14 protein-coding genes and 1 pseudogene are annotated in these 12,348 nt (G+C 69.9%); 7 read left to right on the top strand and 8 right to left on the bottom strand.

Annotated elements, in window-relative coordinates; genetic code table 11:
- Nucleotides 1-248: 248 nt before the first annotated feature.
- On the bottom strand, nucleotides 249-890 hold the full coding sequence (locus OG758_RS35885) for a DNA-3-methyladenine glycosylase (protein WP_326713708.1): 642 nt from the start codon (nucleotides 888-890) through the stop codon (nucleotides 249-251).
- Nucleotides 891-1,083: 193 nt separating this feature from the next.
- On the opposite strand from OG758_RS35885, the gene OG758_RS35880 reads away from it, so the two are divergent.
- The 3 genes from OG758_RS35880 to OG758_RS35870 all read left to right on the top strand — a co-directional run bounded on the left by OG758_RS35880 (nucleotide 1,084) and on the right by OG758_RS35870 (nucleotide 3,153).
- Nucleotides 1,084-1,866 (top strand): sporulation protein, encoded by a 783-nt coding sequence (locus OG758_RS35880; protein ID WP_227293942.1) that lies wholly within the window; start codon nucleotides 1,084-1,086, stop codon nucleotides 1,864-1,866.
- A gap of 95 nt (nucleotides 1,867-1,961) precedes the next feature.
- Nucleotides 1,962-2,501, top strand: a complete 540-nt coding sequence (locus tag OG758_RS35875) for a YbhB/YbcL family Raf kinase inhibitor-like protein (protein WP_116502869.1) — start codon at nucleotides 1,962-1,964, stop codon at nucleotides 2,499-2,501.
- Nucleotides 2,502-2,646: 145 nt separating this feature from the next.
- Nucleotides 2,647-3,153, top strand: a complete 507-nt coding sequence (locus OG758_RS35870) for an HNH endonuclease (RefSeq protein ID WP_326713707.1) — start codon at nucleotides 2,647-2,649, stop codon at nucleotides 3,151-3,153.
- Between the two features lie 72 nt (nucleotides 3,154-3,225).
- Here the strand turns inward: OG758_RS35870 and OG758_RS35865 are convergent, their stop codons facing one another.
- From OG758_RS35865 to OG758_RS35855, 3 genes and pseudogenes are all read right to left on the bottom strand, one after another.
- Nucleotides 3,226-4,158: an SPFH domain-containing protein gene (locus tag OG758_RS35865; RefSeq protein WP_100592537.1), complete on the bottom strand. Its 933-nt coding sequence runs from the start codon at nucleotides 4,156-4,158 to the stop codon at nucleotides 3,226-3,228.
- A gap of 140 nt (nucleotides 4,159-4,298) precedes the next feature.
- Nucleotides 4,299-4,730, bottom strand: coding sequence for an NfeD family protein (locus OG758_RS35860; protein ID WP_326713706.1), 432 nt, complete (start codon nucleotides 4,728-4,730; stop codon nucleotides 4,299-4,301).
- A 332-nt stretch (nucleotides 4,731-5,062) separates the two neighbouring features.
- A pseudogene (locus OG758_RS35855) lies at nucleotides 5,063-5,593 on the bottom strand (ABC transporter ATP-binding protein); the annotation flags it as partial.
- Between the two features lie 124 nt (nucleotides 5,594-5,717).
- On the opposite strand from OG758_RS35855, the gene OG758_RS35850 reads away from it, so the two are divergent.
- Nucleotides 5,718-6,506 carry a hypothetical protein gene (locus OG758_RS35850; RefSeq protein WP_326713705.1) on the top strand — a complete coding sequence of 263 codons (789 nt, stop codon included), beginning with the start codon at nucleotides 5,718-5,720 and terminating at the stop codon, nucleotides 6,504-6,506.
- A 117-nt stretch (nucleotides 6,507-6,623) separates the two neighbouring features.
- Here the strand turns inward: OG758_RS35850 and OG758_RS35845 are convergent, their stop codons facing one another.
- The 4 genes from OG758_RS35845 to OG758_RS35830 form a co-directional block, all read right to left on the bottom strand.
- Entirely contained in the window at nucleotides 6,624-6,863 is a 240-nt protein-coding gene (locus tag OG758_RS35845) for a chaplin (RefSeq protein ID WP_326713704.1), read from the bottom strand.
- A gap of 199 nt (nucleotides 6,864-7,062) precedes the next feature.
- Entirely contained in the window at nucleotides 7,063-7,305 is a 243-nt protein-coding gene (locus OG758_RS35840) for a chaplin (protein ID WP_100592533.1), read from the bottom strand.
- 199 nt (nucleotides 7,306-7,504) lie between these two features.
- Nucleotides 7,505-8,149 carry a response regulator gene (locus OG758_RS35835; protein ID WP_266565853.1) on the bottom strand — a complete coding sequence of 215 codons (645 nt, stop codon included), beginning with the start codon at nucleotides 8,147-8,149 and terminating at the stop codon, nucleotides 7,505-7,507.
- Nucleotides 8,142-9,287 (bottom strand): GAF domain-containing sensor histidine kinase, encoded by a 1,146-nt coding sequence (locus tag OG758_RS35830; RefSeq protein WP_326713703.1) that lies wholly within the window; start codon nucleotides 9,285-9,287, stop codon nucleotides 8,142-8,144. The genes OG758_RS35835 and OG758_RS35830 overlap by 8 nt, the downstream gene beginning before the upstream one ends.
- 202 nt (nucleotides 9,288-9,489) lie before the next feature.
- Between OG758_RS35830 and OG758_RS35825 the strand changes: the two genes are divergently transcribed.
- The 3 genes from OG758_RS35825 (at nucleotide 9,490) to OG758_RS35815 (ending at nucleotide 12,297) form a co-directional block, all read left to right on the top strand.
- Complete coding sequence (locus tag OG758_RS35825; protein ID WP_326713702.1) at nucleotides 9,490-10,191, top strand: SDR family NAD(P)-dependent oxidoreductase; 702 nt, start codon at nucleotides 9,490-9,492, stop codon at nucleotides 10,189-10,191.
- Nucleotides 10,188-11,270: an S-adenosylmethionine:tRNA ribosyltransferase-isomerase gene (locus tag OG758_RS35820; RefSeq protein WP_326713701.1), complete on the top strand. Its 1,083-nt coding sequence runs from the start codon at nucleotides 10,188-10,190 to the stop codon at nucleotides 11,268-11,270. Before OG758_RS35825 ends, OG758_RS35820 begins: the two co-directional genes overlap by 4 nt.
- A gap of 295 nt (nucleotides 11,271-11,565) precedes the next feature.
- Nucleotides 11,566-12,297: a transglycosylase SLT domain-containing protein gene (locus OG758_RS35815; RefSeq protein ID WP_326713700.1), complete on the top strand. Its 732-nt coding sequence runs from the start codon at nucleotides 11,566-11,568 to the stop codon at nucleotides 12,295-12,297.
- Nucleotides 12,298-12,348: the final 51 nt, after the last annotated feature.

Here is a 12,348-nt window from a genome sequence, read left to right as displayed (position 1 = left end):
CCCGGTTCGGAATTCATTTCCGGTGGCCGTTGGGGGCCTTTGCCTTTCGGCGTGTCCACTACGTTAGCGGATTTCCCTTGAGCCTCATAATCGAGCTCTGCGGATTCGAATTCAGGCATGCAGGCACGCCGAATAAGCCCCCGCTGAGGGGAAGTCGTAGGTAGTGGTTTGGCCGCCTTCGGCTGCTGGCAGATTGCCGTAACCGGGTCAAGCGGCTCGGGCTACATTACGGATCCCCCAGGGGCGAGTCAAGTTGAACGGCGGCGTGGCGTATGCGGCCGATATCGGCTCACCGTCGGATCGTTGACGGTCCAGTAGCGCCAGGGGTGGACGCCGCCCTCGCCGGCCACGCCCGTGCGCGGACCGTTCCGTACCTGGTCGCGTGGCGTGGGGGTGCCGGAGAGGATCGCGAGCGGAGAGTCCGGGGAGGCGCAGACGTCGGTGCCGTTCAGTGCACGGTCCACGTCCAGGGCCGTGGCCAGGCGCGCCGGGCCTTTGGCCAGTTCCTTGTCGTTGCGGGCCGATAGTCGACGTTTACGCGTGAGGTCGGCGCCCTTCGTGATCTCGCCGGCTCGGAGCAGGACCCCGCTCGCGGTGCCTTCCTGGCCGCACACCAGATTGAGGCAGTGCCACATGCCGTAGGTGAAGTAGACGTACGCGTGTCCGGGCGGACCGAACATCACGTCGTTGCGTGCGGTGCGGGAGCGGTACGCGTGGGAGCCGGGGTCGTTCGGGCCGTCGTAGGCCTCCACCTCTGTGAGCCGCAGCTCGATCGGGCCTTCCGGGGTGTTGCGCACGAGGACGCGCCCGAGGAGATCGGGGGCGACCTCCAGTACAGGGCGGTCGAAGAAGTCCCGTGTGAGGGGCGTACGGTCAGGGGCCGCGATCATGGCGGACGAGCGTAGTCCAACGGAGAAGTAACGGAGAAGTGCGGCGAATCGGCGTGGACGGGTAGCCCCGGGCTCCGTTGCTTGCCAGGGTGAGCCGCGCGGAACCGGTCACCGGTCTATCGCGTTGGTAGAGATCAAGGATCGCGACAGGAAGACACGGGCCACGGGTTGTGGCACGGGGAGGAGTGGAGTCATGGGGTTCAAGCGGCTGCTGGCGAGTCTGGGTGCGGGCGGTGCGTCGGTCGAGACGGTACTGACCGAGGTCAACGTGGTGCCGGGTGGCGTCGTCCAGGGTGAGGTGCGGATCCAGGGCGGGTCCGTGGACCAGGACATCGAGGGGCTGTCGGTCGGTCTGCAGGCGCGGGTCGAGGTCGAAGGCGCCGACCAGGAGACCAAGCAGGACATCGAGTTCACGAAGCTGCGCCTCGGCGGGGCGTTCCAGCTGCAGGCGAACGCGGTGCACGCCGTGCCGTTCGGGCTCGAGATCCCGTGGGAGACGCCGGTCACGACGATCGACGGGCAGCAGCTGCGCGGCATGAACATCGGTGTGACGACGGAGCTGGAGATCGCGCGCGCGCTGGACTCCGGTGACCTCGACCCGATCAACGTGCACCCGCTGCCGTCGCAACAGGCGATCCTGGACGCCTTCATCGGGCTGGGCTTCCGGTTCAAGAGCGCGGACATGGAGCGCGGGCACATCCGGGGGACGCGGCAGAAGCTGCCTTTCTACCAGGAGATCGAGTTCTTCCCCCCGCAGCAGTACCGCGGGCTCAACCAGGTCGAGCTGAGCTTCGTGGCGGACGACCGCGAGATGGACGTCGTCCTGGAGATGGACAAGAAGCCGGGGCTCTTCAGCGAGAGCAGCGACACGTTCCGGTCGTTCGTCGTGGGGCACAACGACTTCCAGGGGACGGACTGGTCGGCGTATCTGCACCAGTGGCTGTCCGAGGTCGGCAGCAAGCGAAACTGGTTCTGACCCCGGTGCGTCGGCCGGTGGCGGCGCCGTCCGCTGCCGGCCGGGCGGGGCATAGGCTCGGCGCCGAGAGTTTTCGCCGATCAGGAGGTGCCGACGTGACCGACCTCAAGAGGCCGCCGCTTCCCCATGACTTCCATCCGCAGGTGCCGTCGTTCACGGTGGTGAGCGAGGACTTCGAGCCGGGTGCGGTACTCAAGGACGCTCAGGTCTACGCGGCCGGGAACACCTCGCCGCAGCTGCGGTGGGAGGGCTTCCCGGCCGGGACGAAGAGTTTCGCCGTGACGTGCTTCGACCCGGACGCCCCGACGGGCAGTGGTTTTTGGCACTGGACCGTGTTCGACATCCCGGTTTCGGTGACCGAGCTGCCGGCCGGCGCGGGCAGCGGCAAGTTCGAGGGGCTGCCCGCCGGTGCGGTGCAGGTGCGCAACGACTACGGGACGAAGGACTTCGGGGGCGCCGCGCCGCCGCCCGGTGACCCGGCCCACCGTTACGTCTTCACCGTGTACGCGGTGGATCAGGAGAAGCTGGGTCCCGACTCGGACGCCTCGCCGGCTGTCGTGGGGTTCAACCTGCGCTTCCACACGCTTGCGCGCGCGCAGGTCCTCGCGGAGTACGCGGCTTCCGCGGACAGCTAGCGTTCATCGGCTGTTTGCCCGCCCCCGGTCATGGAAGTGATCGGGGGCGGGCATTTTTATTGCGTTGTCCATCTCGGCGCGCCCGGCCAGAGTTGATCCAAGCCCGCCATGGGGGTGGGCCGGGGACGTACGGGAGGTGGGCGAGATGCGGGACACGCTGGTACTGAACGCCAGCTTCGAGCCGTTGTCGACGGTGACGCTCAACCGGGCCGTCGTGCTGGTGCTGCAGGACAAGGCCGTCGTCGAGCAGGCCCACCCCGGACTCCGTGTGCGTGCGGCCGCCGTGGACATACCGGTGCCGCAGGTGATCAGGCTCTGCAGGTACATACGGGTGCCCTTCCGAAGACAGGCACCGTGGTCGAGGCGGGGTGTACTGGTGCGTGACCAACACCGGTGCGCGTACTGCGGGCGGCGGGCGACGACCGTGGACCACGTGGTGCCGCGGTCGCGCGGTGGTGCGGACTCCTGGCTGAATACCGTCGCCTCGTGCGCGGAGGACAACCACCGCAAGGCGGACCGGACTCCGGAGCAGGCAGGGATGCCGCTGCTGCGGGAGCCGTTCGAGCCCACACCGGCCGATGCGATGCTGCTGACGCTCGGCCAGTCCGAGCGGGACGCGCTGCCGGCCTGGCTGGCGCGTACGGCGGCGTAGCGCGGGACGCGGAACGGACGGAAGAGCCCCCCTCCGGAGTACCGGGGCGGGCTTCTTCGTGTGCGGGGCGGGTCAGTCGATGGGGGGCTGTTCGCGGCGCTCGGCGCCCGCGGGGGCCGAGCCGCCACCCATCGGGCCGAAGTTGCCCATGGCGCCGGAGAGTCCCTTGAGTGCGTCGCCGATCTCGCTGGGCACGATCCAGAGCTTGTTGGCGTCGCCCTCGGCGATCTTCGGGAGCATCTGGAGGTACTGGTAGGCGAGGAGCTTCTGGTCGGCGTCGCCGGCGTGGATGGACTCGAAGACCGTACGGATGGCCTGGGCCTCGCCCTCCGCGCGCAGGGCGGCGGCCTTGGCCTCACCTTCGGCGCGCAGGATCGCGGACTGCTTCTCGCCCTCGGCGGTGAGGATCTGGGACTGGCGGATACCTTCGGCGGTGAGGATCGCGGCGCGCTTGTCGCGGTCGGCGCGCATCTGCTTCTCCATCGAGTCCTGGATGGAGGTGGGCGGCTCGATCGCCTTGAGCTCGACGCGGTTGACGCGGATGCCCCACTTGCCGGTGGCCTCGTCGAGGACGCCGCGCAGGGCCGCGTTGATCTCCTCGCGCGAGGTGAGGGTCCGCTCCAGGTCCATGCCGCCGATGATGTTGCGCAGGGTGGTGACCGTGAGCTGCTCGATGGCCTGGATGTAGCTGGCGACCTCGTAGGTCGCGGCGCGGGCGTCGGTCACCTGGTAGTAGATGACGGTGTCGATGTTCACGACCAGGTTGTCCTGGGTGATCACCGGCTGGGGCGGGAAGGGTACGACCTGTTCACGCAGGTCGATCCGGTTGCGGATCGAGTCGATGAACGGGACGACTATGTTCAGGCCCGCGTTCAGTGTGCGGGTGTAGCGGCCGAAGCGTTCGACGATCGCCGCGCTGGCCTGCGGGATGACTTGAATGGTCTTGATCAGGGCTATGAAGACCAGCACCACCAGAATGATCAGGACGATGATGATCGCTGACATCGCGTCTCCCGTGCCCTTCGTGCCGTCGTCGTTCCGGCGGGTCCCGCCGGAAGATCTTGAGGATCTTGCTGGTCGAGTCTGTCAGAACGGGCCCTACGGCGTGGGGAGTTCAAGCCACCTCCCCGATCACGTCACCATGATCACACGACGATCGCGGTGGCTCCCTCGATGTCGACGACGTCGACGTGACGGCCCGGCTCGTAGCTCTCGGACTCGTCGAGCGAGCGGGCGGACCAGATCTCTCCGGCCAGCTTGATACGGCCGCCGCTGCCGTCGACGCGCTCGACGACGACGGCCTGTTTGCCCTTGAGGGCCTCGATTCCGGTGGCGAGCAAGGGGCGTTGGGCGCTGTGGCGGGCCGCGATGGGCCGTACAACGGCGATGAGCGCGACCGAGACGGCGGCGAAGACGAGGACCTGCATCACCATCCCGCCGCCGAGGCCGGCGGTCAGAGCGCCCGCGACGGCGCCGGCGGAGAGCATGCCGAATTCGGGCATCGCGGTGATGACGAGAGGAATTCCGAGCGCGGCCGCCCCGATCAGCCACCACACCCATGCGTCGATGTCTGCCACATGGTCATGGTAGGACCGGGGTTCCCTCCGGCGACAGGGTGCCGTGAAAGCGACCCCCCGCCGGGTCAGCCCAGCGGGAGGCCCTGCGCGCTCCAGCGCTCGCCGCGCTGCTCGACGATGAGCGGGAGGCCGAAGCAGAGGGAGAGGTTGCGGGAGGTCAGCTCCAGCTCCAGGGGGCCCGCGGCGAGGACCTTGCCCTGGCGGATCATGAGGACGTGGGTGAAGCCGGGGGCGATCTCCTCGACATGGTGCGTGACCATGATCATCGAGGGGGCGATCGGGTCGCGGGCGAGGCGGCCGAGACGGCGTACGAGGTCCTCGCGGCCGCCGAGGTCGAGGCCGGCGGCGGGCTCGTCGAGGAGCAGGAGCTCGGGGTCGGTCATGAGGGCGCGGGCGATGAGGGTGCGCTTGCGCTCGCCCTCGGAGAGCGTGCCGAACTTGCGGTCCACGTACTCGGTCATGCCGAGGCGGTCGAGGAAGGCGCGGGCACGCTGCTCGTCGATGTCCTCGTAGTCCTCGTGCCAGCCGGCGGTCATGCCGTACGCGGCGGTGAGAACCGTCTGGAGGACGGTCTGGCGCTTGGGGAGCTTCTCGGCGAGGGCGATGCCGGCGACGCCGATGCGCGGGCGCAGCTCGAAGACGTCGGTGCCGGGCTTGCCGAGGGTCTCGCCGAGGATCGTGGCGGCGCCCTGGCTGGGGAAGAGGTAGCTGGAGGCGACGTTCAGGAGGGTCGTCTTGCCGGCGCCGTTCGGGCCGAGGATGACCCAGCGCTCACCTTCCTTGACCGACCAGGAGACCTGGTCCACCAGAGCCCGGCCCTCGCGGACCACGGATACGTCCACCAGCTCCAGTACATCGCTCATGAGCGCGTTGTCTCCCATTGCAGTCTCGGCTGTCGCGTGCGTCTTGTGGACGCATCCCCCAAGGGAAAACCTACGCCACCGGTCGACCGGTCCAATCCATCGGCCGGTCTTTAGGGTGGAGCCCATGCTTTCGGAACCACGCTCAGGTCGGCTGGCCTCATGGGGAAATGCCCTTTTGGCCGGGTTTGTTGCTCCCGATGACGCCGCGCTCGCCATAGTCGGCGAGGACGCGGTGCACCGGGTGGAGGGGCTGCCCGGCGAGTCGGCGCCGGTGGGGCTGACGCTCGCCCTGGGGCGGCTGCGCACGCTGGGGGCGACCGGGCTGCGCGTGGCGCTGCCCGCGCCGGGCCACCCGCTGGGCCTGAGCGGTCCTCCCGAGTTCAACGCGCGCGCCCTCGACGCGGAGGAGGCCGTCGTATGCCAGGGGGCCGCTCTCGGGCTCGTGCCCGAGGTGTACGAGGCCGGGCCCGCCGGCGACGTCCATGTGGACGTCCTGTGGCACTGCCTTCCCGTACGGGAGGCGCCCCCTGCTGATGTGCCCTCCCTCGGCGAGGCCGAGCGGGAGCTGGCGGAGGCGCTGCGGGACGCGACGGCCGTGCTTTCGCGGCTCGACGTCGCCGGGTCGGGCCCGGTGGCCGAGGCGGCGGTGGACGCGTACCGGGCGCGGGCCGAGCGGGGACGTGAGGTTCTCGCGCCGGGTTACCCGCCGCGCGCGGTAAGGGTGCTGGAGCTGGCGCAGCGCGTCGGGCTCCTGATCGCGGTGGCGTACGAGAGCGGGCACGGCGGGGCCGTGAGTGCCTCGGAGATGGCGGCGCGGTCGGAGGCTCTGCGTCCGGTGGAGCGGACGGCCCGGCGGGCACAGGTCGCGGCGTACAACGCTTTCGTGGAGGAGCGGGAGCGCGGGGGGAGGTAAGGCCGGGGCCTATGGCGTTGGGGGCGGGGGCGCCGGCACACGAACGCTCGGGATTGACGTAACACATAGGAAGGGCCCCACGGATCGATGTCCGTGGGGCCCTTCCTGGGGGGTGTATCAGCTGTTCGCGGAGGCGTTGCCGAACGTCGGGTTCAGCAGGCCGATCACGTTGACACTGTTGCCCGTGGCGTTGACCGGAACGTGGACCGGGACCTGCACCGCGTTGCCCGAGCCCACACCCGGGGAGTGGGCTGCCAGGCCCTCGGCGCCCGAGTCCGCGACAGCGGCTCCGGCGGAAGCGCCCGCGGCGATCCCGGCGACGGCGACGGCCAGGGCGGCCTTCTTGGCGATGTTCATGAGAAGCATTCCTCCAGCTATGGCGATTCGACCCCAGCCACGGGGGTGCACGCTGTGCAACGGGTGGGCCGGGCGGATGACACGGGCGGGGGCTGCGATGCGCCCGTTCGGATCAACCGGTCTGCGGCCGGGCCGGACAAGGGACCGGCCCCCGGGGTCACCCGGGGGCCGGTGGTCACTGGTGGACCTGAGGCGTACGTCAGTGGTTGACGCCGAGGTTGCCGAAGGCCGGGTTGAGCACACCGATGACGTTCACGGTGTTGCCGACGACGTTGACCGGGACGTGGACCGGAGCCTGGATCACGTTGCCCGAGACGACGCCGGGCGAGTGCACGGCCTGGCCGTCCGCGTGCGCGTCGGTGGCGGAGGCCATACCGGCACCGGCGGCGACGAGCCCACCGGCGACCATCGATACGGCCGCGACCCTCTTCAGCTTCTTCACTTCTTGACCCTCCTAGGCGATCACTGCGACGAACCGCCGCAGCACGCACTGGAGAACGCCGGAGCCTCGCGCAGGATGCGCCATCTGGGGGACATACACACGACAGTATGAATCTCAGCCGGGAACGGAACCATCCGAATTGCCGTCCCCCTCGCCCGGCCCGGCGAAGCCTCATGCCGTCCCGCAGCCGCGGCGTCGTTCAGCCGGCCGCCCCATGGCGTACGGCCCACAGAGCGGCCTGGGTGCGGTCCGCCAGGTCGAGCTTCATCAGGATGTTGGACACATGGGTCTTGACCGTCTTCTCGGAGAGGACGAGGGCGCGGGCGATCTCCCGGTTCGACCGGCCGTCCGCGATCAGGCCGAGCACCTCGCGCTCCCGCTCGGTCAGGGAATTGCCTCTCCCCTGCCCGCCGTTGGTCTCCTCCTGCGAGAGCAGGGCGCCGGCGACCTCCGGCTGGAGCAGCACATGGCCCGCGTGCACCGAGCGGATGGCGCCGGCCAGGGCGTCCGGGTCGACGTCCTTGTAGACGTACCCGGCGGCGCCCGCGCGCAGGGCGGGGACCACGGTGCGCTGTTCGGTGAAGCTCGTGACGATGAGCACGCGCGCGGGGTTGGCCAGCTCGCGCAGCTTGCGCAGGGCCTCGACGCCGTCCATGACGGGCATCTTGACGTCCATCAGGACGACGTCCGGCCTCAGCTCCTCGGTACGGGCGACGCCCTCGGCGCCGTCCGACGCCTCCCCCACAACCTCGATGTCGTCCTGGACCTCGAGGAACGTGCGCAGCCCTCGGCGGACGACCTGGTGGTCGTCGACCAGCAGCACCCGGATCCTGTTGTCAGCCACCGGGGACCTCCATCTCGATCGTGGTGCCCTTGCCGGGCTCCGATTCCACCGTCAGACGGCCGCCGACGCCACCGGACCGGTCACGCATCGAGACCAGGCCGAGGTGGCGTCCCGCATGCCGGACGGCCTTGGGTTCGAAGCCGCCGCCGTCGTCGCTGACGCGCAGGACGGCTCCGGGGCCTCGCTTGTCGACCGTCACACGGACGTGCTCGGCGCCCGAGTGGCGCAGCGCGTTGTGCAGCGCCTCCTGGGCGACACGGAGCATGGCCTCCTCCTGGGCGGCGGGCAGGGCGCGGATGCCGCTGCAGTCGAAGGTGACGTGGGCCGAGTGGGCGCGGTCGAGTACCTGGATCTGCGTGCGCAGCGTGGCGATCAGGCCGTCCTCGTCGAGCGCGGCGGGGCGCAACTCGACCACGGCGGCGCGCAGTTCGTCGGCGGCTTCGGCGGCCAGCTCCGCCACGTGCTGCAACTCGCCCTTGGCGCGGGACGGGTCGCGGTCGACGAGGGCCGCGGCGGCCTGGGCGGTCAGGCGCAGGGAGAAGAGCTTCTGGCTTACGGCGTCGTGCAGTTCGTGGGCGAGGCGCGAGCGCTCCTCGGCGATGGTGAGCTCGCGGCTGCGCTCGTACAGGCGGGCGTTCGTCAGGGCAATGGCCGCGTGCTGGGCGAGGATCGTCAGCAGCTCCTCGTCCTCCATCGTGAAGCCGCAACCTCCTTGCGGCTTGGGGCACTTCTTGTTGGCGAGGAAGAGGGCGCCGATGACCTCGTCCCCGTCACGGATGGGCAGGCCGAGGAAGTCGGACATCTCGGGGTGCGCGGACGGCCAGCCCTCGAAGCGCGGGTCCTTGCGCACGTCGCCCAGGCGCTCGGTCTTCGCCTCGCGCAGCATCGCGGCGAGGATGCCGTGCTGGCGCGGGAGCGGGCCGATGGCCTTCCACTGCGCGTCGCTGACGCCGTCGACGACGAACTGGGCGAAGCCTCCGTGGTCGTCCGGCACTCCGAGGGCCGCGTACTCGGCGTCGAGCAGCTCGCGGGCCGACGCGACGATCGTCTTGAGGACGTCGCGCACCTCGAGGTGTCTGCTCATGGCCAGCAGCGCGGAGCTCACCGCGGAGAGGCCTGATCGTGGGCCGTGACTCATGCCCTCAAGGTACCGGCGGGGTGTGACAGCGCGTATCGGGCCTGTGGCGGCCGCCTTCTGGTCCGGTGGACGTAGGGCGAAGGGCCCCGGTGAGGTGCGGCCCGCGGACGAGGCGCCCTGGGCGGGTCGGTTCCTACGTTGGAGGCGGATCGAAGCACGTACGGCACAAGGGCGGCCCGACGGGCCCGAGGGGACGGATGTCATGCCGGTGGCGATCATCACGGGGGCTTCGAAGGGGCTCGGTCGCGCGCTCGCCGTGGCTCTCGCGCGGCGCGGCTGGGATCTGGTGCTCGACGCCAGGTCCGGGGCGGTGCTGCGGGAGGCCGTGGACGAGGCGCGGAAGTACGGGACGCGGTTGGAGGCGCTGTCCGGGGATGTCACGGACGCGGCGCACCGCGCGGAGCTGGTGGCGGCGGCGCGCGGTCTCGGGGGTCTCGATCTGCTGGTGAACAACGCGAGCGCGCTGGGGGCCGAGCCGCTGGTGCGCCTTGACGCGCTGCCGGTGGAGGGGCTGCGACGGGCGCTGGAGGTCAATGTCGTGGCGGCGCTCGGGATGGTGCAGGAGGCGCTGCCGCTGCTGCGGGAGACGGCCGGAGGGGCGGTCGTCTCGGTGAGCTCGGACGCGTCGGCGGAGGCGTACGAGACCTGGGGCGGCTACGGCGCTTCCAAGGCCGCGCTCGACCAGCTGTCCGCGGTCCTCGCGGTGGAGGAGCCGGGGCTGCGGGTGTGGGCGGTGGATCCGGGCGACATGCGCACGGATCTCTACCGGGCGGCGGCGCCGCTCGACGACGACTCGGACCGGCCGCTGCCGGAAACGGTGGTGCCGGCGTTCCTGCGGCTGCTCGACGAGCGGCCGGACAGCGGGCGGTATGCCGCCCCCTCTCTTCTTCTGGGGGAACGGTGACGGTCTCGGTGCGGATACCGGAGGAGTTGTCGGCCCGGGTGCCGGCGGAGCAGCGTGGGCCCGGCCTGGACAGGGACGCGGTGCGGCTGCTCGTCTCGCGCGGCACGGACGTCACGCACCGGGACTTCGCTCAGCTTCCGGGAGAGCTGCGGGCCGGGGATCTGCTCGTGGTCAATACGTCGCCGACGCTGGCTGCCGCGGTCGACGGGCGGATCGGGCACGCGCGCGTGGTGGTGCATTTCTCCACGCGTGGCGATGACGGGCGATGGGCCGTCGAGTTGCGGGATCCGGACGGGCGTGGCACCACGCGCCCGCGTGCGGGCGGTCCGGAGGGGACTGTGGCGGTGCTCCCCGGGAGTGTGCGCCTCGTATTGGAGGAGCCGCTGGCGGGTGGTGGGGCGCGGTTGTGGTGGGTGCGGGTCACGGGGGACGTGCCCGCGCTGCTGCGTGGGCACGGCAGGCCCATCCGCTACTCCTATACGGAACGCGATCAGCCGCTCTCCGTCTATCAGACGGTGTTCGCGCTGCCGTACGCGGACGGGGCGGGCAGTGCGGAGATGCCGAGTGCGGCACGTCCGTTCACTGCGCGGCTGGTGGCGGAGCTGGTCAGCAGGGGGGTCCAGTTCGCGCCCATCACGCTGCACACGGGGGTGGCGTCGGCGGAGTCGCACGAGCCGCCGTATCCGGAGCGGTTCGAGGTGCCGGAGGCGTCGGCGCGGCTGATCAACGCGGCGAGGGCCGGGGGCGGGCGAGTGGTGGCGGTCGGTACGACGGCCGTACGGGCCGTGGAGTCGGCCACCGGGCGGGACGGGGTGGTGCGGGCGGCCTCGGGCTGGACGGACCTCGTGGTGACGCCCGAGCGGGGTGTGCGGGTGGTGGACGGCCTCCTCACCGGGCTGCACGAGCCGGAGGCGTCGCATCTGCTGATGCTCGAGGCCATCGCAGGAACCGAGGCAATTACCAGCACATATGCGGAAGCATTGGGACATTTTTACCTGTGGCATGAGTTCGGGGACGTCCACCTCATACTTCCTACCAAATCCGGTCACGCAGCGCGTTGCAGTGGCAACGCTTGGTGAGGTCGTTACGCGCCCGATGTGACCCCGCGCATAGGGCGCACGTCACGTACGAAGGCGGCTAGGAATTAGCTGTGGGCGGCGGTGCCGGGGCAAGAGGGGCGAAATGGAGCTCGCCAGGGGGCCTGATCCACTACCCGGCTTCGTACGTCACACCTTTGCCACGGAATTTTGCGGCCGCTAACAATGGCTCTCGTTGCTCGACAGCGTGGGCCGGTACCCACAGCGTTCATGACCGAAACATGAGCGGTCCTGCTCTGGACCGGTGAGCGACTTCCCCGATTCGAAGAGGTCCTCCATGTCCAAGCTCAGCTTCTCCGGTCATAGTCCCCTGACGAAGACCCACAAGTACTCGATCGCCGGTATCGCCACTCTCGGCGCCGCTGCCCTCGCGTTCACGCTGGTGCCGGGCAACTCCACCGCGGAGGCCGAGACGATTTCGGCGGCTCCGGTCGCCTTCGAGGTGGCCGCCGGCAAGCCCCAGATCAAGGACGTGCACGCCAGCGTCACCAACCAGATGGCCACCGCCGACCAGCAGGTCAAGAACGCGGCCGCCAAGCTGAAGGCCACGCAGGTCGCCGCGACGAAGAGGGCCGCCGACGCGGCCGCGGCGAAGGCGAAGGTCGACGCAGCCGCAAAGGCCAAGGTCGAGAAGGACCGCCAGGTCAGGGAGGCCGCCAGCCGCGCCGCCGCCCGCAAGCCGGTCTACGCGAACAACCTGGACGGCTGGATCCGCGAGTCCCTGGACATCATGAAGGCCAAGGGCATCCCCGGCTCCTACAACGGCCTGCACCGCAACATCATCCGCGAGTCGTCCGGCAACCCGCAGGCGATCAACAACTGGGACATCAACGCGATCAACGGCATCCCGTCGAAGGGTCTGCTGCAGGTCATCCCGCCGACCTTCAGCGCGTACCACGTCCCCGGTACCTCGTGGAACATCTACGACCCGGTCGCCAACATCACCGCCGCCGCGAACTACGCCGCGGACAAGTACGGCTCGATGGACAACGTGAACAGCGCTTACTGAGACTCTCCCTGGACCTCAGGGTCTTCGTGAACGCCGAAGGGCGGCACCCCG

Source organism: Streptomyces sp. NBC_01474, from assembly GCF_035918215.1.
Taxonomy (GTDB): Bacteria; Actinomycetota; Actinomycetes; order Streptomycetales; family Streptomycetaceae; genus Streptomyces; species Streptomyces aureus.
This window is presented reverse-complemented; position numbering and strand designations above follow the sequence as displayed.